This window comes from Serratia sp. EC4 (assembly GCF_059652115.1).
This window is the reverse complement of the sequence record NZ_JBNIDE010000001.1, coordinates 83,003-105,957: the sequence shown is the minus strand read 5'-3', so window position 1 is coordinate 105,957 and position 22,955 is coordinate 83,003. Positions and strand designations below refer to the sequence as shown.

At 60.7% G+C, this 22,955-nt stretch carries 18 protein-coding genes and 1 pseudogene; 9 read left to right on the top strand and 10 right to left on the bottom strand.

Going from position 1 to position 22,955, the window contains the following annotated elements:
• Positions 1-305: 305 nt before the first annotated feature.
• The 4 genes and pseudogenes from ACP39K_RS00480 to ACP39K_RS00465 form a co-directional block, all read right to left on the bottom strand.
• Positions 306-2,405 (bottom strand): peptidase domain-containing ABC transporter, encoded by a 2,100-nt coding sequence (locus tag ACP39K_RS00480; RefSeq protein ID WP_048795306.1) that lies wholly within the window; start codon positions 2,403-2,405, stop codon positions 306-308.
• A complete protein-coding gene (locus ACP39K_RS00475; RefSeq protein WP_497008211.1) occupies positions 2,398-3,672 on the bottom strand; it encodes an HlyD family secretion protein in 1,275 nt (424 codons plus the stop codon). Before ACP39K_RS00475 ends, ACP39K_RS00480 begins: the two co-directional genes overlap by 8 nt.
• Before the next feature lie 261 nt (positions 3,673-3,933).
• A pseudogene (locus ACP39K_RS00470) lies at positions 3,934-4,211 on the bottom strand (hypothetical protein).
• Positions 4,212-4,525: 314 nt separating this feature from the next.
• Positions 4,526-5,269, bottom strand: a complete 744-nt coding sequence (locus ACP39K_RS00465) for a sulfite exporter TauE/SafE family protein (protein ID WP_048796054.1) — start codon at positions 5,267-5,269, stop codon at positions 4,526-4,528.
• 107 nt (positions 5,270-5,376) lie between these two features.
• Between ACP39K_RS00465 and ACP39K_RS00460 the strand changes: the two genes are divergently transcribed.
• The gene (locus tag ACP39K_RS00460) at positions 5,377-6,258 is read left to right on the top strand and encodes a LysR family transcriptional regulator (RefSeq protein ID WP_261280445.1); all 882 of its coding nucleotides are present in this window, start codon (positions 5,377-5,379) and stop codon (positions 6,256-6,258) included.
• A gap of 6 nt (positions 6,259-6,264) precedes the next feature.
• Here the strand turns inward: ACP39K_RS00460 and ACP39K_RS00455 are convergent, their stop codons facing one another.
• From ACP39K_RS00455 to ACP39K_RS00440, 4 genes are all read right to left on the bottom strand, one after another.
• Positions 6,265-9,834, bottom strand: coding sequence for a molybdopterin cofactor-binding domain-containing protein (locus tag ACP39K_RS00455; protein WP_497008210.1), 3,570 nt, complete (start codon positions 9,832-9,834; stop codon positions 6,265-6,267).
• Positions 9,827-10,369, bottom strand: coding sequence for a (2Fe-2S)-binding protein (locus tag ACP39K_RS00450; protein ID WP_033640422.1), 543 nt, complete (start codon positions 10,367-10,369; stop codon positions 9,827-9,829). The genes ACP39K_RS00455 and ACP39K_RS00450 overlap by 8 nt, the downstream gene beginning before the upstream one ends.
• A gap of 85 nt (positions 10,370-10,454) precedes the next feature.
• Positions 10,455-10,928, bottom strand: a complete 474-nt coding sequence (locus tag ACP39K_RS00445; RefSeq protein WP_028128198.1) for a MarR family winged helix-turn-helix transcriptional regulator — start codon at positions 10,926-10,928, stop codon at positions 10,455-10,457.
• A gap of 66 nt (positions 10,929-10,994) precedes the next feature.
• Entirely contained in the window at positions 10,995-12,053 is a 1,059-nt protein-coding gene (locus tag ACP39K_RS00440) for a 2,5-dihydroxypyridine 5,6-dioxygenase (protein WP_025302742.1), read from the bottom strand.
• A gap of 326 nt (positions 12,054-12,379) precedes the next feature.
• On the opposite strand from ACP39K_RS00440, the gene ACP39K_RS00435 reads away from it, so the two are divergent.
• The 5 genes from ACP39K_RS00435 (at position 12,380) to ACP39K_RS00415 (ending at position 17,182) form a co-directional block, all read left to right on the top strand.
• Positions 12,380-13,531 (top strand): FAD-dependent monooxygenase, encoded by a 1,152-nt coding sequence (locus tag ACP39K_RS00435; RefSeq protein ID WP_033634195.1) that lies wholly within the window; start codon positions 12,380-12,382, stop codon positions 13,529-13,531.
• A complete protein-coding gene (locus ACP39K_RS00430) occupies positions 13,528-14,322 on the top strand; it encodes an alpha/beta hydrolase (protein WP_033640424.1) in 795 nt (264 codons plus the stop codon). The genes ACP39K_RS00435 and ACP39K_RS00430 overlap by 4 nt, the downstream gene beginning before the upstream one ends.
• A gap of 15 nt (positions 14,323-14,337) precedes the next feature.
• Entirely contained in the window at positions 14,338-15,090 is a 753-nt protein-coding gene (locus ACP39K_RS00425) for a maleate cis-trans isomerase family protein (RefSeq protein WP_016927838.1), read from the top strand.
• A 9-nt stretch (positions 15,091-15,099) separates the two neighbouring features.
• The gene (locus tag ACP39K_RS00420; protein WP_033634448.1) at positions 15,100-15,729 is read left to right on the top strand and encodes an N-carbamoylsarcosine amidohydrolase; all 630 of its coding nucleotides are present in this window, start codon (positions 15,100-15,102) and stop codon (positions 15,727-15,729) included.
• A gap of 142 nt (positions 15,730-15,871) precedes the next feature.
• Positions 15,872-17,182 (top strand): MFS transporter, encoded by a 1,311-nt coding sequence (locus tag ACP39K_RS00415; RefSeq protein WP_016927840.1) that lies wholly within the window; start codon positions 15,872-15,874, stop codon positions 17,180-17,182.
• Positions 17,183-17,307: 125 nt separating this feature from the next.
• On the opposite strand, the gene ACP39K_RS00410 is transcribed toward ACP39K_RS00415, so the two are convergent.
• Complete coding sequence (locus ACP39K_RS00410; RefSeq protein WP_497008209.1) at positions 17,308-18,723, bottom strand: aldehyde dehydrogenase family protein; 1,416 nt, start codon at positions 18,721-18,723, stop codon at positions 17,308-17,310.
• 105 nt (positions 18,724-18,828) lie between these two features.
• On the opposite strand from ACP39K_RS00410, the gene ACP39K_RS00405 reads away from it, so the two are divergent.
• Positions 18,829-19,725, top strand: coding sequence for a LysR family transcriptional regulator (locus ACP39K_RS00405; protein ID WP_244758194.1), 897 nt, complete (start codon positions 18,829-18,831; stop codon positions 19,723-19,725).
• A gap of 108 nt (positions 19,726-19,833) precedes the next feature.
• On the opposite strand, the gene dcp is transcribed toward ACP39K_RS00405, so the two are convergent.
• Positions 19,834-22,035: a peptidyl-dipeptidase Dcp gene (dcp, locus tag ACP39K_RS00400; protein WP_033640427.1), complete on the bottom strand. Its 2,202-nt coding sequence runs from the start codon at positions 22,033-22,035 to the stop codon at positions 19,834-19,836.
• Positions 22,036-22,350: 315 nt separating this feature from the next.
• On the opposite strand from dcp, the gene ACP39K_RS00395 reads away from it, so the two are divergent.
• Both ACP39K_RS00395 and ACP39K_RS00390 read left to right on the top strand, forming a co-directional pair.
• Positions 22,351-22,626 (top strand): hypothetical protein, encoded by a 276-nt coding sequence (locus ACP39K_RS00395; protein ID WP_126186697.1) that lies wholly within the window; start codon positions 22,351-22,353, stop codon positions 22,624-22,626.
• The gene (locus tag ACP39K_RS00390) at positions 22,623-22,910 is read left to right on the top strand and encodes an E492 group microcin (protein ID WP_125460888.1); all 288 of its coding nucleotides are present in this window, start codon (positions 22,623-22,625) and stop codon (positions 22,908-22,910) included. Before ACP39K_RS00395 ends, ACP39K_RS00390 begins: the two co-directional genes overlap by 4 nt.
• Positions 22,911-22,955 lie beyond the last annotated feature (45 nt).

The following is a 22,955-nucleotide window of genomic DNA, read 5'->3' as shown; positions in this document are numbered from 1 at the left end:
CAGCCCATCAGAAAACCAGAATATCGCGCAATGCGCCGCGCCGTAAATTGAAAGCGGAAGCGGGCAGCAAAAATCGCCTTGCCCCGTCGCCGTTCATTGCCTGCACCACTTTGCGTTTGCGGCCGCCCCTCTACGTCAGCCCGCGCGCCACCGCCCAGGCTAGCGGGCACGATAATCGCCGCTTCGGTTATCGCCATGCGAGGAGAACAGCCCGATGAAAGCAATCGTCATTGGCGGCCTGAACCTATTGGGTTTTTAGGGGGAAAAACAGTGTAAATGGCCGGTGCCGCAGGTGATATCCCCCCTTATCCAAAATGTATAACTCGATCTGCCGACGCAATGGTCGTTTCACGATGGGCAATGATCAGCTTAGTGATGTTGAGTCTCTTAATTGCCTGATTCACGGCAGCTTCGCTCTCCTTATCCAGCGCGCTGGTGGCCTCGTCCAGGAACAAAATAGCCGGTTTTTTGTAGATTGCCCGGGCTATGAATAATCGTTGTTTTTGCCCGCCGGACAATCCCTCCCCCAACTCGCCGATCGGGGTTTCATACCCCATCGGCATGCGCATGATCACCTCATGCAGATAGCTGGCACGGGCACAGGCTTCCATCCAGGCATCATCCATCTCGTCCGCGAACCCGCAGATATTTTCCCGGATCGAGCCGGAGAACAGTTTGTCGTCCTGCATCACGCAGGCAATCATTTTGTGGTAGTTGTTGATGCCGAGCTGCCGGATATCGACGCCGTTCACCTCAACCCGCCCTGAATCCGGGGTAAACAGTCCGCACAGCACCTTCATCAACGTGGTTTTGCCGGCGCCGGACGGGCCCACGATGGCCACGCTTTCGCCTGGCGCAACGCTGATGTCCAGGCCATCAAAAATAGCCGGTGACTGGCTGTCGTAACGATAGCTCAGGGCATGGGTCGTCAATCCCAAAGGTTGCAGGCCCGCCGTGTAAGGGTGATCGGGCTTACGCGCCTCCCGCGGATGCAGGGCGATATCAGCGATGCGCTCGTTATGCAGGCTCATCATGCGCAGCTGCAGCAAAAATTCCGTCAGCGACCCGATGCGGTCGGAGAACTGCCCCCGAAAGGCGCCGAACGCCACGAACATGCCGAGGGTCATCTGGTTATCGATCACCAGGCTGGTTCCCAACCACAGAATGACGATCTGATCACACGCCGCTATGAAGGTGTTGATCCCGCCAAACAGCATGTCCATTCGGGTGACGCGGATACCCGTGTTGATGGTGTCGATTTCAAGGTTTAGCCAGTGAGCGATGCGGCGTTCTGCCATGCCCTGCATCTTGACGGTAGCGATACCGTACAGCGTTTCCATAAAATACGAGCCGGCCCGCGCCTCTCTCACCAGCGCCTCCTCGGACAGCTGACGGTAATATCCATAGGTAAGCAGCCGCATCAACACATAAAGCGCGGTGAAAGTGAGCACTACCCAGGTCAGCCAGCCGCCATACAGCACCATCATCACCAACACACCGATCACCATGATGCCGTCCATGATGGCGCCGACGATACTGGTGGTGAAAGTGCTGCGCAGCGTATCCAGTGAACCGAAGCGTGACTGAATGTCACCCAATTTACGACGTTCAAAGTAACCGAGCGGCAGGCGCAACAGATGGGTGAACAACCCGGCCTGCCACTGAACGTTGATAAGCGTCGCCATGACCAATCCTGACCATGCCCGCACCATGCCGATGGCAGCCCGCAACAAGATAAAGAGCATCAATCCGGCGCAGATGAGCGACAGTAACCCGCGATCGCCAGCAGGAATAGCGTGATCCATCACCAGCTGCGTGCCGATGGGCATCACCAGGTTGATGGTTTCGAACACCAGAGACAGGCAAAAGATTTTGCCGAGCGCCCCCTTGAGGCCATGCACGCTGCCGATCAGCGTGCGAAGATGAATGCGATGACGGACGCTGTCGGCGGTGAATTCGCTGCCGGGCCAGGCCTCAAGCGCTATGCCGGTGAAACTGTGCGACAGTTCCGTCAGGCTGACGGCCCGGCGCCCGCGCGCCGGATCATGCAGCACCGCGCGGTGGCCTTTGATGCTGACCAGCACCACGAAATGGTTGAATTCCCAGTGCAGAATGCAGGGCAGTTTTAGCGCACCGAGTTCGTCCAGATCCAGAGACAGAGGACGGGTGCTCAACCCCAATTGCTCGGCGATACCGGTCAGTCCAACCAGCGTTGCACCGCGGGATGACAGGTTGAACTGCCGGCGCAGCGCGATCAGGTCGATGTTTTTGCCGTAATAACCGCAGATCATCGCCAGACAGGCCAGCCCGCATTCCGACGACTCGGTCTGGTGCACCATCGGAACCCGGTGGCGCAGCCGCAGATCCAGTTGGCTGACCCGCTGTTTGAATGTGGTCCTACTCATTGACTGGCCCCGTCGCGCTGTGTTTCATGTCGTAGAACGGCGAGAGCATCCATTGATACATCTTCCTTTTTTCCAGAAACAGAGTGCTTTGCGCTTTCATGCCGTTTTCCAGGCTCAGGCGTTTACCGTCATAGGCAATGGCCTGTTTCTCCGGCATGACGATCACCTTGTAGTACGGCACGGCGGCGGTCAGCGCCGTTTTGGGCGCTCCCTGGTAGGTCAGCATTTCCTGCGGCGAAGCCGGGGCTTTGGAGATGACGGACACTGTGCCGGCGAACTGACCAAATTTCTCCGCCGGAAAGGCGTCATAGCGCACATTGATCTTATCGCCGGCGGCGATGTAGGGGATGGCGTCGTTGGGCACCCACAGTACCAGGGCATAGCGATCGATGTTTTGCGGGATAATCTGCAGCAGACTGTCGCCGACGTTGACCATTTGGCCAACCGTGACGCTCAGCGAATCGATACGGCCTCCGGCCAGCGCGCGAACGATAATATCGCCAGTGGCATCTATGTTTTGCCGCTCCTTTTGCAGCTCGTAGCGCTGCAGTTCCATCTGGTAAATCTGGTTGTCGAATTCGGCACCCTGGATATGGATCTGGCTTTCCAGCGCGGTGATCTGCAGCGCATTCTGTTCGTTCTGGCCGGACAGGCCCAGCAGGTTGTTCTGCTGCTGGTAATACAGCGCCACCTGGTTGGTAAGCTGATCCTTATTGATCAACCCCTTGGTCTGATAGTGCCGGTAGTTCTCCATGTTTTCCTTCATGATGCGTATCCCTTCCTGGGCGCGTTTGAGGATATCAGTGGAGCGGGTGAATGCAGCGGTGTATTGCGCCTTCTGTTGTTCCAGCATGATAAGCGTGGCCTGCTTGCTGCTTTCCAGTCGGCTGATGATTTGCGCAATGCGTGCCAGCTGGCCATCGATATCCCGGCGCTGGTTGTCGCTGATCACACCGCTACGGGTGCTCTTGCTGACGTCAATCTGGTAAATGGGGGCACCAACGGCAATCACCTGCCCTTCGGTGACGAATTGTTTGACCACTATCCCTTGGACGGCGGAATAGACGTTGGCGGCGCGCGGATAAGTGCTGATCTCGCCGGTCACGTTGACCCGCCGGGTATAGGTACCGGCGATCGCGAAGGTGAGAAAGGCGATTAAGAAAAACAGGCAGAGCCCTGTCGTGCCCCAAACGGGAATACCGGGTAGCAGGAGCGCCCTGCCACGCCATTTCATTCTCTGATTATCGATCGCTTCCTGGCGAAACATGATCAGCATCCCTTATTGATAGCTAACATTCAAATTCACAGGCTATTGTATTGACAATAAAACAAGCAGCAGGTCAGTTAATTTTGGCGATAGGATATGAAACTATTAAAGTAAACGCCTTTAAATCTTCTGAGTGATCCTGGCGCCAATAGATTTTTATGAACGTATGTTTCACTCAATGGCAATGTCATATCCAGGGAAAATCAGAGAAATCCAGTTCGATAAGCCTTTTTATTTCTTCAAATCCAACAGTATCTGACCCTAACTCATTTCCATCGTGGCGAAATAGACTATCGTCATAACAATAACACAAATAGAACAAAACAATAAATCACCGGAAAAATATTTCAATGAATCCAAATAATCAGTGCTGTTCTTATTTAATTTTTTAATGGCATCGCTTCCGTTATCAGCCTCCACTTCGACATGATGCTTTCTGAATCCCTTCCGCTTCATATCCTTAATAATTTCTCGTGTAACCACTTCCTTTCTTAGCACTTTTGATTCATCCCTCTTTATAAAAAAATATATCTATTCATCATATACCCCCTCTCCGTTATCAGACGATCTTTTTCCACTCCCATCGCAATCCAGCCATCCACCCGACACCGCATCGAATTGGCCACTTAAAATTTCCTTCATAAATACTCTCCTATGGGCTTACTGGTTTTACAGTCATTAAAAATAGCTGTAGTGGCAAAAGTAAAACACACTAATAACAATCCATAACCACTCTGTATTTCATAAAGAATCCAATAAGAAAATTATATTTTAAACATTGAAAACAATCATATTAAAATAAAACCCAGAATAATATACCGAACCTAATTACACGTAGGCACTATCGATTCAATTAATTGAATCGCCAAATAATCTCAACGCCCAAGATTAATAACCCAATAAAGAAGAGGCGGCGGAACAGCTGCGGGCGCCAATGACGACGCACCCTCTCCCCCAGCCACATGCCGGCAAGCGCCGGCAACAGCGCCAACAGCGAACCGCCGAGCAGCGTAGCGGGCAGCGCCTGATGCCAGGCTAATCCGGCGGCCAGCGCCAGCGTCGAGACGGTGAACGACAACCCCAGCGCCTGCACCAGATCGTCACGCGCCAGGCCCAATGCATTCAGATAGGGCACCGCCGGTATGACGAATACGCCGGTGGCGCCGGTCAACGTACCGGTCACCAGGCCACACAGCGGTCCCAGCCAAGGCTCTGCCGTGGCGGAAACGCGCCAGTCGAAACGGGTAAAACCCAGCAGCGCATAGCCGATCAGGCAAACGCCCAGCGCCAGCGGCGCCAGGCGGCCGTCGATGTCGGTGAGCGCGCCGGCGCTCAGCAACGTGCCCAGCATGACGCAGAGCATCATCGGCCAGAGCCGCCGGCACAGCGCCCCCAACCGCGGCCCGCACAGCAACTGCCACAGATTGGTGATCAACGAGGGCAACAGCAGCAGCGCGGCGGCCTGCCCCGGCGGCATCATCAGGCTGAGCAACCCCATCGATACCGTCGGCAACCCCAGACCGATCGCCCCTTTGACCGTGCCGGCCAGCGTAAAAATGCCCGTCAGGGCGATAATCTCGAGTAACGTCAGCGACATGCGTCTATCCTTATGGCGAATCAACGGCCCGATTGTGGCCGGCGCCGCGCCGCGGCACAATGCGGCAATGGCAGAGCCTGCCTGCGGCAAAGACAGAGGAAGAACGCATGCATTTTGACTTTATCGATCTGCGGCTGTTGGCGGCGGTGCTCGAAACCGGCAGCATCACCGCCGGCGCCGAGCGCGTCGGGCTGTCGCTGGCCGCCGCCAGCGCCCGCATGCGCGGGCTGGAACAACAGGCCGGCGTGGCGCTGTTGACGCGCAATCCGCGCGGCGTCCAGGCGACGCCGGCCGGTGAGCGCCTGTTGCAACACGCGCGTGTGCTGCTGCAACAGCGCGACCGGCTGCGGGGTGATATGGCCGAGTTCGCGCCAGGCCAGCGCAGCCAGCTGCGCATTGTCGCCAATACCGTCGCCGCCGACGCTTTTCTGCCGGAGCTGTTGGCGGATTTTCTGGTGCTGCACCCGCACACCGACATCGCGCTGGAGGAGTTGCCCAGCCCGGCCATCGCGCAGGCCATCGCCGAACGGGCGGCGGATATCGGCATCGTGGCGGACCACGCCGATCTGCGCGGGCTGACAAGTTACCCTTTTCGCCAGGATCGTCTGGTGCTGGCGCTGCCGCCGGGGCATGCGCTCAGCGGCCGCCGCACGCTCAGCTTTGCGGACGCCCTGCCTTTTGATTTCATCGGTCTGCCGGAAGAGAGTGCGCTGCAACAGCATCTGGAACAGCTGGCGATACGCAGCGGCGGCCCGATGCGGTTGCGGGCGCGTGCGGCTAATTTCGACGCCATCTGCCGCATGGTGCTGCGCGGCGCCGGGCTGGCGGTGGTGCCGGAAGAGAGCGCCCAACGCCATCCGGAGATCCGACACGGCGCCCTGCCGCTGACGGACGAGTGGGCGACCCGACGCCTGTCGATCGCGGTGCGTGACCTGGCGCAGCTGCCGCTGCCGGCGCAGCGGCTGGTGGCGTTCCTGCGCCAAGCCTGAGGCGGCTCAGTGCGTGCCCGGCTCTGCGCGCAGCCGCGCCACCTGAGCCTCCACGTCGCGCCAGGCCGGTTTGTCGCCGGCATAGCGTTGGCGCAGATAATTCACCAGCGCCGTCACCTGCCGATCGGAAAAGCTGTCCTTAAAGCCCGGCATAAAGCCCAATTCGGCGGTGGCCGGTTTGGGGATCCCTTGCAGGATCACCTTGATCAGGTTATCGGGGCGATCGCTGAAGATATTGGTGTTATTGGCCAGATCCGGGCTGACGCCGAACAGCTGCGGTCCGCCGGCGGCGGCGCTGTGGCAGGCCTGGCAAGCGCCCTGAAACAACCGCTCGCCCGCCAGTTGACCCGCAGGCAACGCGCGGGCCGCCAACTGCGCCTGCGGTTCCACATTCAGCGTCGCCTTGGCGCTCAGCGACATCACATAGTTGGCCATCGCCCGCAGATCGCTCTGCGGCAACGTCGCCAGTTCGCTGACCACCGGCCCCATCGGCCCGGCCGCCACGCCGTGCTCGGCGGAATGCCCGCTGCGGAAGTACTGAAACAGCTGTTCCTCGGTCCAGGGTTTGTCCGCGTTGGCCAATTGATTCAGCGCCGGCGCTTCCCACCCGTCCACCATCCCCCCCGCCAGGAAAGCCGCGCCGCCCTTTTCCGCCCCCAGCAGATTGCGCGGCGAATGGCAGGCGGCGCAGTGACCGAGCCCATTGACCAGATAGGCGCCGCGGTTCCACTGCGCGCTTTGTTGCGGATCGGGTTGATATTCCCCCTGGCGCAGGAACAGCGCGTTCCAGCCCGCCATCAGCGGCCGCAGGTTAAACGGGAAGCGCATCTGATTGGCCGGATTGCTCTGGCGCACCGCCGGTTGCGACATCAGATAAGCGTACAGCGCCTGCATGTCGCCGTCGGTCATTTTACTGAAGGCGGTGTAAGGAAATGCCGGATAGAGGTGGCGGCCGTCGCGGGCGATGCCCTGACGCATCGCCCGATCGAATGCGGTAAACGACCAGTTGCCGATGCCGGTTGCCACGTCCGGGGTAATGTTGGTGCTGTAGAGCGTGCCGAACGGCGTCGCCATCGCCAACCCGCCGGCGTTGGTCGCCCCTTCCGACGCGGTATGGCAAACCGCGCAGTCTCCGGCGGCGGCCAATTGACGGCCGCGCTCCAGCGTGGCGGCCGCCCAGGTGCCGGCGCCGGGCGTCGCCACCGGCGCGATCTCCGCCCGCCACGGCAAGGCGCTGCCGGCGATGCCCAGCACCGCGCCGAACAGCCCCGCCGCGCCGCCGAACCACCATTTGCCGCGCTTCTTTTTCTTGGGCGGCGCGGCCTGCCGCTCGGCGTCCGGCCCGTTCAGCGCCTCTCGCAGCTTGTCCGAGGTGATCGGCAGCTCGCGAAAACGAATGCCGGTGGCGTCGAACACCGCGTTGGCGATGGCCGCCGCGCTGGGCACCGACGCCGACTCCCCGGCGCCCAGCGGCGGATCGTAAGGGCGCGGCATCATCACCACGTCCACCTCCGGCACCTCCGGGAAGGTCAGGATCGGGTAAGCCCCCCACTCTTTGGCGGAGACCGTCGATTCCTCAAAGGTCACGCGCTCTTTCAATACCCGGCTGGTCGATTGCAATACGTTGCCGTGGATTTGGTGACGCACGCCGTCCGGGTTAACCATCATGCCCGCGTCGTGGCCGACCACGATGCGCGTTACCGCCACTTCGCCGCTGGCTTTGTCGATCGCCACGTCGGCCACCCAGGCGGCCCAGGCCGCGCCAAAGCCGGGAAACTTGCTGTGGATGTAACGGGCGTAGGCAAAGCCGCGCCCGCGCAGCACGCCGTCTTCCGCCGGGGTCTGCATCGGTTCGGTATGCGGCGTCCAGCCGGCGCGTTCTGCGGTGCTGCGCATCAGTTCACTGGCGCGTTCATCATGGATGTAGCGCAGCCGATACTCCAGCGGATCGACGCCGGCGGCGTGGGCCAGCTCATCGATATAAGACTCGTGGGCGAAGGTGTTGGGCAAGGCGGAAACGCCACGCATCCAGGAGGCGCGCACGATCGGCGCCATGTCCTCGATGCTGACGCGCAGCGCCGGATACTCATAAGGCGGCACCGAGGTGCGGTCGCCCATTTCATAGGCCACCGGCAGCGGCTCGACTCGGCCGGTCAGCAACAGCGCCAGCGTCGGCGCGCCGTTGGAAGGATAATAGGTGCGAAAATCGTAGGCGACCGGGTGCCCGGCGGCGTCCAGCCCGCCGTCCACCTCCATCAGCTGCGCCGTGCCCTTCGGTTCCCACACATGCTCTTGCTCGCGGGTCAGCTGCACCCGCACCGGCCGGCCCACCGCGCGCGACAGCAGCGCCGCGTCGGCGCAGACGTCATCGGCGCAATTGCGGCCATAGCAGCCGGCCGCCTCCATGCGAACGATCTCGATCTGCGCTTCCGGGTACTCCAGCAGCCAGGCCAGATCGGCGCGCAGCAGGTGCGGGTTCTGGCTGCCTGACCAGACCTGCAGACGCTCCGGCCGGTAGTCCGCCAGCGCGCAGGAAGGGCCAATCGAGGCATGAAGCTGATACGGCCACAGGTAGCTGCGGGTGAAACGCCTGTCAGCCGCCGCCAGCGCCGCGTCCACGTCGCCGGTATCGTGCACCACCCGGGTCGAATGCGGGTTGTCGCGCAGCGCCTGCGCCACGTCGGTCATCTGCGGCAAATTGCGGCGCCAGTCTTTCCAGCTGACCTGCAGCGCCTGCGCCGCCTTAATCGCCTGCTCTTCGCGCTCGGCGACAATGCCGATGAAATCGCCGATCACCACCAGTTTGACGATGCCGGGAATATGCGCGATCGAGGTTTCGTCCACCGCCAGCAGACTGGTTCCGACGAATTCGCCGCTGTCGTACCCGGCATAGGGCGGCCGCACCACCCGACCGTGCAGCATGTTCGGCAGGCGCATATCGTGTACGTAGGTGGTTTCGCCGGTCGCCTTGGCCGGAATATCGACGCGCGCGGCGCTGGTGCCCACCAGGCGATATTCTGCCTGCGGTTTCAGCGGTGCGTCGCCGGAAATCGGCAGTTCGACATGGTCGCCGGCCACCAGCTCGGCGTAGCTGAGCGCCTGCCCCTGCGGGCTGCGGATCACGCCCTCTTCCAGCGTCAGCTGTTCCACCGGCGCATCGAAGCGCTGCGCCGCCTGGCGCAACAGCCAACGGCGCGCCTCGGCGGCGGCGTTGCGCAGCGGCACGGCGGAGATCTGCAGCGTGGCGCTGGCGATGGTGGCGCCCTGATTCGGCGCGCGTTCGGTATCGCCCAACACCATTTGCACCTGATCCATGCGCAGGTACAGCTCTTCGGCGACGATCTGCCCGAGCGCGGTGCGCACGCCGGTGCCGAGATCGACATGGCCGTTAAAGGCATAGATTTCGCCGCTGCCGCACAGGGCGATAAACAGCCCCTGCTCTTTGGGCTTCAGCACCGGCGTTTGCCCCTTGGGCACCAGCCCCGGCGGCGGTTGCACGCTGTCGACGATCAGCAGCACGCCGTCGCGCTGCAGCAAGTCGGCCTGGCTCGGCGATGGGACACGGGAATCAGTCATGGGCGTGGGCGTCCTCATCGCGACAGAGAATGATGGCGCGCTGAACCGCACGCAGGATTTCGAGATGGGTGCCGCAGCGGCACAGGTTGCCGGACAGCGCCTGACGGATCTCCGCCTCGCTCGGGGCGGGATTGCGATCCAACAGGGCTTTGGTGGTCATGATCATGCCATTGAGACAGTAGCCGCATTGCGCCGCCTGCTCTTCGATAAAGGCACGCTGCACCGGGTGCGGGCGCTGGCGATCGCCAAGGCCTTCCAGGGTCACGATCGCCCGGCCGGACACGCCGAGCGCCGGGATCACGCAGGAGCGCGCCGCCACGCCGTCGATCAGCACGGTGCACGCGCCGCATTCGCCCAGGCCGCAGCCGTATTTCGGGCCGTTGAGCGCCAGATCGTTGCGCAGTACCAGCAAGAGCGGCGTATCCGCCATCACCTGCGCATGAAGCTGTTCGCCGTTCACCGACAGCATCAGCGGATGCTCCGTCAGCGTGGTTTTCGCGCCGTCCCTGGGCGATTGCACTTCAGATATCGCCATTGTTCGCGTCTCCGCCTGCACGTGATGATCTTATGGACTGGCCTCTCGCCGCCGACCACCAGGCAACCGACGTTGCGCGGGCGAATCAGCCGGTGGCAGGTTCTTCCAGCATTTTATTCAGCAGGAATATCAGCGCTATCCGTTCGGCCGGGTTCAGCGTACCGAACGTCAGTTCTGTGATTTTCGCCGCCTGCGGCACCGTTTCCGCCAGCAGCGCGCCGCCGGCGTCGGTGAGGCCGACCACCACCTTGCGCCGATCGATCGGATCCGGCGTCACCGTGATCAGATCGCGCGCCTTCAGCCGTTCGACGATGCCGCGGATGGTGGCCTGATCCACCGCCGTCACCTGCACCAGCTCGGTCAGCGAGCTCGGCCCCATATCGCGCACCGCGCACAGGGTGATGAACTGCACCGCCGTCAGTTGCGAATCGCCGACGTTTTGCTGGAAAATCGCCACGTGGCGCTGATAAACCTTGCGCAGCAGGTGCCCGACTTGCTCGGTAAAATGATAATTTTCGGGTTGGCCGCTCACGGCTGACGGGTATTCGGGGGGCGTCATTGCGTTACTCTCACCATCTATGGAATCCCCGAGAATAGTACAAACCCCCGCCGTTGGCAGCAACGATTACGCCCGGCGCACGCGCGACGCCTCCGGCGCCACCACTTCACCGTCCGCCACCACCGTTTGCCCGTCGAGGCGAATGTCGCAGCGGCGCAGCGCGATATCCATATGGCAAGGCGTTTTGCGCGTGCCGCCCACTTCGGTGTTCGGCCCGGTGGAGAACAGGAAGTTGCCGTAGAACGCGCGCGCGTCCATGCACATGCCGTCGTTCTTGTCGTGCAGGCCCATCGCCGTCCACTGGGCGCGCGGCTGCAGACCCCAGCCGATATGCGAGATGCCGTACACCTCCGGATCGTCGAAGTATTTCATGTATTCGCGCAGGTATTCCGCCTCAAAGCCGCCGTGAATGCGAGTGACGAACCCTTGTTCGATCTCCAGCGTGATGCGTTCGCGCGCATAGCTTTTGAACGGCAGCAAGATATCGCCGACCTCCAGCACCAGCACCCCTTCCGCCTGCTCCTCATTCGGCCAGGTGAACAGAAAACCGCTCGGCCAGTGATCCCAGCGCCCCGGTTCATCGGCATAGCCGTACTCGGTCACCGTCGGGTATTGCCCCAGCGGCGCGCGGAAATCGCTGCCGGCGGCGGAGGTCACCTGCATCAGCTTCGCCTGCTCCAGCACGGCGGCGGCGGCCAGCACCCGCGCCTTGTCCTCCGCGTTGGGCAACATGCGCGCCAGCACCTCCGGCGGCTCCACCGCCAGCAGGATGCGGGTGCCGGTTTTCAGGATCTGTTCCTGCTCCGGCGAATGCAGCAGCATCATGGTATCGACGATCAGGTCGGCGGCCTCCAGCGCACGCTGCGCCGCCAGATTGCCGGTCAGCGCAGTATCGCCGCAATAGGCGGTCATGTCGTTGCCCATCGCTCGCGGATGGTTGAACGCCGGCAGTTCGACGGCATACACCTTGGCGCCCAGCCGCAGCGCTGCGTCGGTCGCGGCGCGCACCGTGCGCGCATCGGAATAATGGCTTTTCAAAATCGCCACGCTCTGCGAAGCATCGACCTTCGACAGCGTAAGCACCTGCTCGAACAGCTGTACCAACTGGGTTTCATTGACCGCCATGGCCTGTCTCCTGTCTCGTCAAGGGTGACCGACGCCCGCAAGGCGGCGGTGATTTTTCAAACAATTTAAAGTGAACACACTCATTTCATCTAAGTCAAAAAAGCAAAAGAAAGCAAGCTGCGAATATCCACCATAAGAAAGTCCTATTTCATCCCGCATCAATCCTGTGATTAACATGAGTTTAACAGTAACGCGCTGTCAATTAGCGTGAGCGAGATCTGATTTAACACTTTTGCAACTTTGCGTTATCTAGCGTATACACTATAAATCGATCGTCCAGCCACGCGTTGGGCCTACGCTGAAAAAAGCCAACAGACAGGGGAAACATGATGAGCAAACAACCACGCATCGCCGTCGTCGGCGCCGGGCTGGGGGGCGCCGCCGCCGCCGGGCTGCTGCAAAAAGCCGGCTTTACCGTCGATCTGTATGAACAGAGCCCGGCGTTCTCACGCCTCGGCGCGGGCATTCACATGGGGCCGAACGTACTGAAGATTTTCCGCCGCCTCGGTATTGAGCAACGGTTGGAGCAGATGGCGTCTCATCCCGATTTCTGGTTCAGCCGCGACGCCGAAAGCGGCGACTACCTGTCGCGCATCGAACTGGGTGCCTTCGCCCGCCGGGAGTACGGCGCCGCCTATGTGACGGTGCACCGCGGCGATTTGCAGGCGTTGCAGCTCTCCGCGCTGCAGCCCGGCACCCTGCACTTCGGCAAGTGCCTGAGCAAGATTGAAGATCGCGGTGACGAGGTGGTGCTGAACTTCGTCGACGGCACCTCGGCCCACGCCGATATCGTGATCGGCGCCGATGGCATCAACTCGCGCATTCGCGAGCACCTGCTGGGCGCTGAAGCGCCGACCTACAGCGGCTGGGTGGCCCACCGCGCGCTGATCCGCGGCGAGAAGCTGGCGAAATACAACCTGACGTTCGAAGACTGCGTGAAGTGGTGGTCGGCGGACCGCCATCTGATGGTCTACTACACCACCCAACGGCGCGACGAGTATTACTACGTCAGCGGCGTGCCGCACCCGGCCTGGGATTTCCAGGGCAGCTTCATCGACAGCAGCCGCGAAGAGATGTTCGAGACCTTCGCCGGCTACCACCCGATCGTGCAGGCGCTGATCGAATCCAGCGAACAGGTCACCAAATGGCCATTGCTGAACCGCAAACCGCTGCCGCTGTGGAGCGAAGGCCGTCTGGTGCTGCTCGGCGACGCCTGCCATCCGATGAAACCGCACATGGCGCAGGGCGCGGCGATGGCGATCGAAGACGCCGCCATGCTGACCCGCTGCCTGCAGGAAACCGGCCTCAGCGACTACCGCACCGCTTTCCAGCTGTATGAAGCCAACCGCAAGGAGCGCGCATCCAGGGTGCAGGCGGTGTCCAACGCCAACACCTTCCTGCGCACCCAGGAAGATCCGGCCTGGGTTTACGGCTATGACCTGTACGCGCAAGCGCTGAAATCGGAGAACGCCGCATGAGCACCTTCCTCTACGGCGCCCACGTTCACGCCAACGACATTCGCCAACACTATCTGCGCTACGGCGGCCACGGCCCGGCGCTGATCCTGGTCCCCGGCATCACCAGCCCGGCGATCACCTGGGGCTTCGTCGCCGAGCGGCTGGGGGAAAAATACGACGTCTACGTGCTCGACGTGCGCGGCCGCGGTTTGTCGTCCAGCGGCCCGGAACTGGCTTATGACGCAGAGACCTGCGCACAGGACGTCAACGCCTTCGCTGCCGCGCTGAACCTGGACAGTTACGCCCTGCTCGGCCATTCGATGGGCGCCCGCTTCGCCCTGCGCGCCGCCGTTTTGCGGCCCGCCGGCGTGCGGCGGCTGGTGCTGGTCGATCCGCCGGTTTCCGGCCCCGGCCGCCGCGCCTATCCCGGCCAATGGCCGTGGTACGCCGACTCCATCCGGCAGTCGCTGCCGGGCATGAGCGCCGAGCAGATGCGCGCCTTTTGCCCAACCTGGAGCGAAGAACAGCGCCAGCTGCGCGCCGAGTGGCTGCATACCTGCTACGAGCCGGCGATCCAACGCGCCTACGACGATTTTCATCAGGTGGACAGCCACCGCGACTACCCGCAGCTGACCATGCCGACGCTGTTGATGGCCGCGGGCAAAGGCGGCGTCATTCAGCCCGAAGACCGGGCGGAGATCCGCGCGCTGCAGCCGGAGATCGCCATCGTCGAGGTCGAGAACGCCGGACACATGATCCCGTGGGACGATTTCGACGGCTTCTTCCGCGCCCTGGGCGATTTTCTGGATTAACTGAGGAACACCGACATGAGCAACCACTACCGCATCGGCCAGATCGTGCCCAGCTCCAACACCACGATGGAAACCGAGATCCCGGCGATGCTGGGCGCGCGCCAGCTGATACGCCCTGAGCGTTTCACCTTTCACTCCAGCCGCATGCGCATGAAACACGTCAATAAAGAAGAATTGGCGGCGATGGACGCCGAGTCCGATCGCTGCGCGCTGGAGCTGTCCGACGCGCGGGTCGACGTGCTCGGCTACGCCTGCCTGGTGGCCATCATGGCGATGGGGCTGGGTTACCACCGCGAATCGCAGGCCCGGCTGGCGCAGGTGACGAAAGACAATCAGGCCGCCGCGCCGGTCATCAGCAGCGCCGGCGCGCTGGTCAACGGCCTGAAGGTGATCGGCGCCAAACGCATCGCGCTGGTGGCGCCCTACATGAAACCGCTGACCCAACTGGTGGTGGACTACATCCAGCACGAAGGCATCGAGGTCAAGGTATGGCGCGCGCTGGAGATCCCGGACAACCTCGACGTCGGCCGGCACGATCCGGCCAGGCTGCCGGGGATCGTCGCCGAGATGGACTTACGTGAGGTCGATGCTATCGTGCTGTCCGCCTGCGTGCAGATGCCTTCGCTGCCGGCCGTCCCGACGGTGGAGGCCCAAACCGGCAAACCGGTGATCACCGCCGCCATCGCCACCACTTACGCGATGCTGACCGCGCTGGAGCTGGAGCCGATCGTCCCAGGCGCCGGCGCCCTGCTGTCCGGCGCCTATTGAGGAGGCAGAATGAACGACACCCTCAGCGACAACTATCGCGGCGTCTGGGGCCAGCGCATCGGCTTCGGCCGGCGCCCGGCGCTGCTGGCGATCGACTTTATGCAGGCCTACACCACCGAAGGCGCGCCGCTGTTCGCGCCGGGCGTAGTCAGCGCGGTCGAGGAAAGCCGCGAGCTGCTGGCCTGCGCGCGCCGAACGGGAATCCCGGTGATCCACACCCATATCCGCTATCATGCAGGCCATTTTGCCGATGGCGGCCTGTGGGTGAAGAAAGCGCCGGTGATGAAAGACATGGTGGCGGGCAACCCGCTGGCGGCGTTCTGCCCGCCGGTGGCGCCGCTGGCCGATGAGGTGGTGCTGAGCAAGCAATACGCCAGCGCCTTCTTCGGCACCGCGCTTGCGCCGCTGCTGGTGGCGCAAGGGATCGACACGCTGCTGATGATCGGCTGTTCCACCAGCGGCTGCATCCGCGCCAGCGCGGTGGATGCGGTGCAGCACGGCTTTCGCGCCATGGTGGTGCGCGAGTGCGTCGGCGATCGTCACCCCGGCCCGCACGAAGCCAACCTGTTCGACATCGACAGCAAATACGGCGATGTGGTGCACAAACGGGAGGCGCTCGACTACCTGAACCGGTTATGAGTCAACGATTCACCTGCAACGACAATAACGAAGGCGCAGACAGCGCCTCACGCGACCGCCCGAAACAGGGCTGCGCCCATGCAACGCAAACACAACAGGCGCCTCCTGCGGAGGCCAACACGCACCACCTGGAGACAACATCATGGCCATTGTCGACACCCCGCTGGCGGGGAAAGCGGACGCAGAATCGCTGCTGCTGTACCGCAAAATCACCTGGAAACTGATCCCGTTTCTTTGCCTGTGCTACCTGGCGGCCTACCTCGATCGCATCAACGTCGGGCTGGCCAAGCTGCAGATGGCCGACGCGCTGCAGCTGAGCGAAGCGGCCTTTGGTCTGGGCGCCGGGCTGTTCTTCGTCGGCTATATTCTGTTCGAGGTGCCGAGCAACCTGATCCTGCAGCGCGTCGGCGCCAAGATGTGGATCGCCCGCATCATGATCACCTGGGGGTTGCTGTCCACCGCCACCATGTTCGTCACCACGCCGACCCAGTTCTACGTCATTCGCTTTTTGCTCGGCGTGGCGGAGGCCGGTTTCCTGCCCGGCGTGCTCTTTTACCTGACGCTGTGGTTCCCGACCTATCGCCGCGGCCGCATCATCGCGCTGTTCATGATCGGCCTGCCGCTGTCCAGCGTGATCGGCGGGCCGCTCTCCGGCTGGATCATGGGCCATTTCGACATGCGCCACGGGCTGCACGGCTGGCAGTGGCTGTTTCTGCTGGAAGGCATTCCCAGCGTGCTGTTGGGCGTGTTGACCTTCTGGCTATTGCCTAACACTTATCAGCAGGCCAAGTGGCTGACGCCCGAGGAGAAACAACGCATCGCCGACGATCTGGCGCGTGACGACGCCGAGGCCGATCACGGCAAGCACAGCTTCCGCGACGGCTTCTTCAACCTGAAGGTGTGGATGCTCGGCGGCATCGACTTCGCTATTCTGCTCAGCGCCTACGCCATGGGCTTTTGGATGCCGACCTTCATCAAAACCGCCGGCGTCACCGACATCACCACCATCGGCTATCTGACGGCGATCCCCAGCGTCGCCGCCCTGCTCGGCATGCTGCTGATCGGCAGCAGTTCGGACCGGCTGCGCGAACGGCGCTGGCATATCATCGTGCCGTTTATCATCGGCGCGTTGGCGATGGCCGGCAGCACCTTCTTTACTCACAACGCGCTGGCCACGGTGCTGCTGTTCTCCATCGCCCAGGCGGCGATCATCGGCGCGGTGCCGGTGTTCTTCAGCCTGCCGGCTACTTTCCTGCGCGGCACGGCGGCGGCGACCGGCTTCGCGCTGGCCTGTTCGCTGGCCAACATCGCCGGGCTGGTGAGCAATTCGCTGATGGGGCTGGCGCTGGATCTGACCGGCAAGAGCGGCGGCGCGCTCTGGGCCTTCGCCGGCTGCCTGCTGCTCAGCTCGCTGCTGGTGGTGGCCCTGCCGGCCAAGGTGGTGAACCGCTGAGCGTTAATAGAAAGGGAAAAGGCGCAAGACAATGACAATGATGATAAGGGACCGTTGTCTGCTTTGATTCTTGCGCCGTTTTCTCCCCATAACAGGGCATGTCAATAACGACGATGGGCTCTGGGTTACCCCACCAACAACGTTTTTGCTTCCAGATAAACCTGCATCCCCCATTTGCCCATCTCGCGGCCCAGCCCGGACTGTTTGAAACCGCCAAACGGCGCTTTAGGTTCATGATCCAACGTGTTCACCAGAACACGCCCGGAGTCAATCTGCTGCGCCACCCGCACCCCGCGTTCGCGATCGCCGCTTAACACCAGCGCACTCAGCCCGTAGGCGGTGTCGTTGGCGATCGCAAGCGCTTCGGCCTCATTGTCGTAAGGGATGATCACCAGCACCGGACCAAAAATTTCTTCCCGGGCAATGCGCATCCGGTTATTGCCCGCAAATACCGTAGGCTTCACGCACCAGCCTTTATCCATACCCGATGGACGGCCAACGCCGCCAACCAACAATGTCGCCCCTTCTTCCTCGCCCAAGCGTATATAATCCTGCACCCGTTGCCACTGTTTTTGGCTCACCATCGGGCCGATTTCCGTATTTTCATCGCGCGGATCGCCCGACCGGACTTTGCCTACCGCGTCGGCGATCGCCTGTTCAAACTCCGCCTGACGGCTGCGCGGCACCAGAATTCGCGTGCCTGCAATGCAGGCCTGGCCGCTATTCATAAAACCGGCGGCAAGCGCCAAAGGCACGGCCTGCATGACATCCGCATCGTCCAGGATCAGCGTCGGCGATTTGCCCCCCAGTTCCAATGTCACCCGTTTCAGCGATTCTGCACCGCTTTCTACGATATGTTTGCCCACCGCCGTGGAACCGGTAAACGAGATCTTGGCAATATCGGGATGTCGATTAATGACCTCACCCACCACCTCGCCTCGCCCGGTGATAATGTTAAATACCCCGGCAGGAATGCCCGCGTCGTGCAACGCTTCGGTGATGACCCGCGTTTGCATCGCGCTCATTTCGCTGGGTTTGATCACCGCGGTGCACCCTGCCGCCATTGCCGTCGCCAGTTTGTTGCAGATAAATCCGGCATCGCTGTTCCAAGGCGTAATCAGCCCGGCGACGCCGACAGGCGTCATGATGACCTGCGCCTTACCCGCCTGTTCCGTAAACTCGAAATTTTCCAGCGCGTCGATCGCCTGAGCTATCGCGTCCGCCGGGTAACTGGCCATCCAGCGCCCACGAATTTTGGGCGCGCCATATTCCATCACGACAGCGTCCATCAGCGCATCTTCACGGGCCATAACCGCTTTGTGCATACGGCGCAATACGGCAAGGCGTTCCGCCTTACTGGTCTTGGACCAGTAAGGAAATGCGGCCTTGGCTGCGGCAATCGCCCGCTCGGCATCCACCTCGTCCGCCAGACGCACAGTGCCAATCACGTCTTCTGTCGCCGGGTTAAACAGCGTGAAGCGTTCTTCACCGTGGGGTGTCACGAATTCACCGTTGATATAAATGCTGTCAATTTTTTGCATGGTGTGCTCCACATGTTCCGATTAGTCAAACGAGTATAGAAACAGATGATCAATACGATAAGTGGGTCTATCCTGTACGAACTGTACCGATAATCGGGATAATCTATGCATCGCAGTGGACTGACAGAGTTGGAAGCCGTGTTGGCCGTAGCGCAGCGACAAAGCTTTCGCGCCGCAGCACGGCAATTAGGCATGTCGGCCACCGCCGTCAGCAATGCGGTGGCCGGGTTGGAAAGCCGCCTGAAAATACGTCTGTTTAACCGTTCGACCCGCAGCGTGGCGCTGACGCCGGCGGGCGCGCGTTATGTAGAACGAATCGCCCCCGCTCTGGCCGAGATTCGGCGTGCATCGGAAGAGATCGCCACCCAGCCCGACGCGCCAACCGGCACGCTGCGCATCAGCGCACCGCAGGAGTGCGTCTCCCTGCTCTACGAACCGTTGATCGAAACGTATTTGCGGCGTTACCCGCAAATGCGGCTCGATATCACCAGCGAATCAAGAATGGTGGACATTGTGGCGGAAGGTTACGACGCGGGGATCCGTTTGGCGGAGTCCGTCCCGCAGGACATGATCGCCGTGGAGCTAACGGGAGATATCCGCATGTTGGTGGTCGCTACACCAGACTATTTTGCTGAACATGGCATACCGCAATCGCCGGAGGATCTGTTACGGCACAAAAGCGTCGGGATGCGTATGTCACACGGGGGGATTTACCATTGGGAATTGGAACGCCACCAGCAGAAACTTCGAGTCAACGTACCGCCGCGCATTGTATTGAATGAAATGCGCGCCATTCATCGTGCCGCATTGAGCGGTGTGGGGATTGCCTTCGTTTCAGATTGGTTTGCCCGCGAAGACATCGCATCAGGCCGCCTTATTAGCGTACTGGACGAATGGTGCCCAGCTTTCGGCGGATTGCGTCTCTATTATCCCGGCAGACGACATGTGCCTCCGGGGCTCAAAGCATTTATCGATTTGGTGCATGAAATTCAGGCCAGGTAGCTTGTCTTCTCCCTGCCGACCAGAAAACGGCACCGCCAAACGTCGGAATGCGACCCGACATTTGGCGTGCCGTTGGTTTATTCACTCTCCTTGTTCATACCCTCGGGATTATTCGTCCTTCAGCCCGCGGTTGATCAGCATCGGTTCAATGCTCGGCTCTTTGCCGCGCCAGTCGATGTACAGCTTCTCCAGATCCTGGCTGTTGCCGCGCGACAGGATCATGTCGCGGAAACGCTGGCCGTTTTCGGCGGTCAGGCCACCGTGCTCGGTGAACCACTGGAAGGCGTCGTCCGCCAGCATTTCCGTCCACAGATAGGCGTAGTAGCCCGCGGCGTAGCCGTTACCCCAGATGTGCTGGAAGTAGCTGGAACGGTAGCGCGGCGGCACATAGCTGAGATCCACCTTGTCTTTTTGCAGCGACTCGGCCTCGAACTTGTCCACGTCCTGCTGCGGCTGATCGGCGGTCAGCATGTGCCAGTGCATGTCCAGCAGCGCGGCGGACAGCAGCTCGGTCATGCTGTAGCCCTTGTTGAACTTGTCGGCCTTCTTGATCTTGTCGACCAGTTCCTGCGGCATCGCCTCGCCGGTCTGGTAGTGCTTGGCGAAGTGGCTGAACACTTTCGGATCGCTGACCCAGTGCTCGTTGAACTGCGACGGGAACTCGACGAAATCGCGCGCGGTGTTGGTGCCCGACAGGCTCGGGTATTCCTGATCGGCGAACATGCCGTGCAGCGCGTGGCCGAACTCGTGGAACATCGTGATCACGTCGTCATACGACAGCAGCGCCGGCTGCCCCGGCGCCGGTTTGGTGAAGTTGGCGACGTTGTAGATCACCGGCTTGGTGCCGTTGAGCTTCGACTGATCGACGAAGTTGCTCATCCAGGCGCCGCCGCCCTTGTTGTCGCGCTTGAAGTAGTCGGTGTAGAACAGCGCCAGCGATTTGCCGTCCTTGTCGAACACTTCATACACCTTGACGTCCGGCTGGTAGACCGGAATGTCCTTGCGTTCTTTGAAGCTGATGCCGTACAGCAGGTTGGCGGCGTAGAACACGCCGTTGTTCAGCACGTTGTTCAGCTCGAAGTAAGGTTTGATCTGCGATTCGTCCAGATCGTACTTGGCCTTGCGCACCTGTTCAGCATAGAACTGCCAGTCCCAGGCCTGCACCTTGAAGTCGCCTTTCTGCTGATCGATCACCGCCTGAATGTCTTTGGCTTCACGCTCGGCGCGCGCGGTGGCCGCCGGCACGATGTTGCGCATAAAGCTCAGCGCGGCATCCGGCGTTTTGGCCATCTGGTTTTGCAGCTTCCAGGCGGCGTAGTTCGGGTAGCCCAGCAGTTTGGCCTGCTCGGCGCGCACCTTGGCCAGACGGGAAATGGTCTGGCGGGTATCGTTGCCGTCCCCCTTCTCCGCACGCGTCCAGGAGGCGTCGAACAGCGCTTGGCGGGTGCCGCGATCTTTCAGGCTCTGCAGCAGCGGCTGCTGGGTGGTGTTCTGCAGCACCAACAGCCACTGTTTCTCCAGCTTGCGCTCGGCGGCCGCCTGCGCTGCCGCGGCCAGCTCACCTTCGGACAGACCGTCCAGCTTCGCCGGGTCGGTTATCGCCAGCGCGCCGTTTTTGCTCGCCGCCAGCAGTTTGTTGGTGAACTGGGTGCTCAGCGTCGCCGCTTCCTGGTTCAGCGCTTTCAGTTTGGCCTTGTCGGCGTCCGACAGGTTGGCGCCCGCCAGCTCGAAGTTTTTATAGGTGACTTCCACCAGCCGACGCGACTCCGGATCCAGCTTCAGCGCATCGCGATCTTGATAGATGGCCTTGATGCGCGCGAACAGCTTGCCGTTGAGCATGATGTCGTCGTTCAGCGCCGCCAGCTTCGGCGAGGTTTCTTCATCCAGCTTCTGCAGCGCGTCGCTGGTGTTGGCCGAGGTCATGGCGCCGAACACGTTCATCACCCGCGTCAGCAGCGAACCGGCCTGCTCCAGCGCCACAAAGGTATTCTTGAAGTTGGGCTTGGCCGGGTTGTTGGCGATCTTCTCCACCTCTTCCCGCTTTTGCTTGATGCCCGCGTCGATCGCCGGCGCGTAGTCGCTTTCCTTGATCAGGTTGAACGGCGGCGCCTGGAACGGCAGGCGGCTTTGATAGAAGAACGGATTCTGAGTCTTTTGCTTGTCGTGCTGATTGGCTTCACCGGTCACGGTAGCCTCCTTCGCCTGGCCGCTGGGCAGCGCGCTATGGTCGGCGTGAGGTTGGGTTTCTGCTGCCTGTGCCTGCGAGCCCAGCGCCATGCCGATCGCCAGCACCAATGTGGATAAACGCATCAAATCGAAACTCCTCCATGTTCACGGAATAAGGTCTCGGGGAATGGCTCCCTCAGAGTCATCACCTAGCTTAGGCGCAGTTGGCAGTTTGAGCAAAAACAAGTGATTAGAAGTTAACCGCCTCGCCGACCGCGGCCAAACGCTTCTTTGACATCTTTATTTTTCATCATCGACACATAGTCACAAAAAGTAATCATTTTATGATTAATTAATTCAATACCATGATAAATAAAGAGGAATCATAAAATACCCTGTTGACTTATCAGGTTACCCAATGTAACTTGATGTAAATTTTGATTAATGGAGCTAATCAAATTGTACCTTATAACGGAAATAGTTCTTATTGTCATTTTCATCCTCATTATCAGTGCGATCTATAAAAACGCGAAGAAAAAAGGCGTGCGCACGTACCACATCGTTATGCTGTTCTTGATATTTCCCCTTGCCGTATTTTTAGACTACTGCCTGCAGCGCCAGGCGATCCTTTTGGATACGGCCGCCCTTAAAACCACGGCCAGTTATGGTTTGCCGATGGCGATTATTTTTTCGCTTGTTTTATCTATCACCTCTCGCAAGAAGGAGTTTAAATGAGAGCCTTAACGGAAGTTGAATTGTCATGTATTAACGGATCTGACGGCAACGACTCTTATAATCCGACTTCGCTCATTGTCGGTAGCCTGAGCACAATAGCGAAATTACCCACCCCCGTATCCTTAGCCGTGGGGGTCGGGACGGAAATAGCTATTCAAGCCGCACCACACATGCCGGTTAACGTTGCTATTCCACAGGTTCCTATGGGCCCAACCTGGAATGGCAGTGGCGGTGGCCGCCCTTCACCTTCGTCTTCACTTTCAACACCGGATTCATCAAATTAAAAAACAGTCTTATTATTCCTTGTGCAATAAGGCCGGGATTTAACT

Excerpts from the sequence above, each read along its gene's own strand:
- ACP39K_RS00410 (WP_497008209.1), bottom strand. The coding sequence starts at position 18,723 with ATGCAAAAAATTGACAGCATTTATATCAACGGTGAATTCGTGACACCC.
- ACP39K_RS00475 (WP_497008211.1), bottom strand. The coding sequence starts at position 3,672 with ATGTTTCGCCAGGAAGCGATCGATAATCAGAGAATGAAATGGCGTGGC.
- ACP39K_RS00430 (WP_033640424.1), top strand. The coding sequence starts at position 13,528 with ATGAGCACCTTCCTCTACGGCGCCCACGTTCACGCCAACGACATTCGC.
- dcp (WP_033640427.1), bottom strand. The coding sequence starts at position 22,035 with ATGCGTTTATCCACATTGGTGCTGGCGATCGGCATGGCGCTGGGCTCG.
- ACP39K_RS00440 (WP_025302742.1), bottom strand. The coding sequence starts at position 12,053 with ATGGCGGTCAATGAAACCCAGTTGGTACAGCTGTTCGAGCAGGTGCTT.
- ACP39K_RS00435 (WP_033634195.1), top strand. The coding sequence starts at position 12,380 with ATGATGAGCAAACAACCACGCATCGCCGTCGTCGGCGCCGGGCTGGGG.
- ACP39K_RS00465 (WP_048796054.1), bottom strand. The coding sequence starts at position 5,269 with ATGTCGCTGACGTTACTCGAGATTATCGCCCTGACGGGCATTTTTACG.
- ACP39K_RS00405 (WP_244758194.1), top strand. The coding sequence starts at position 18,829 with ATGCATCGCAGTGGACTGACAGAGTTGGAAGCCGTGTTGGCCGTAGCG.
- ACP39K_RS00450 (WP_033640422.1), bottom strand. The coding sequence starts at position 10,369 with ATGGCGATATCTGAAGTGCAATCGCCCAGGGACGGCGCGAAAACCACG.
- ACP39K_RS00390 (WP_125460888.1), top strand. The coding sequence starts at position 22,623 with ATGAGAGCCTTAACGGAAGTTGAATTGTCATGTATTAACGGATCTGAC.
- ACP39K_RS00460 (WP_261280445.1), top strand. The coding sequence starts at position 5,377 with ATGCATTTTGACTTTATCGATCTGCGGCTGTTGGCGGCGGTGCTCGAA.
- ACP39K_RS00445 (WP_028128198.1), bottom strand. The coding sequence starts at position 10,928 with ATGACGCCCCCCGAATACCCGTCAGCCGTGAGCGGCCAACCCGAAAAT.
- ACP39K_RS00425 (WP_016927838.1), top strand. The coding sequence starts at position 14,338 with ATGAGCAACCACTACCGCATCGGCCAGATCGTGCCCAGCTCCAACACC.
- ACP39K_RS00480 (WP_048795306.1), bottom strand. The coding sequence starts at position 2,405 with ATGAGTAGGACCACATTCAAACAGCGGGTCAGCCAACTGGATCTGCGG.
- ACP39K_RS00415 (WP_016927840.1), top strand. The coding sequence starts at position 15,872 with ATGGCCATTGTCGACACCCCGCTGGCGGGGAAAGCGGACGCAGAATCG.
- ACP39K_RS00420 (WP_033634448.1), top strand. The coding sequence starts at position 15,100 with ATGAACGACACCCTCAGCGACAACTATCGCGGCGTCTGGGGCCAGCGC.
- ACP39K_RS00455 (WP_497008210.1), bottom strand. The coding sequence starts at position 9,834 with ATGACTGATTCCCGTGTCCCATCGCCGAGCCAGGCCGACTTGCTGCAG.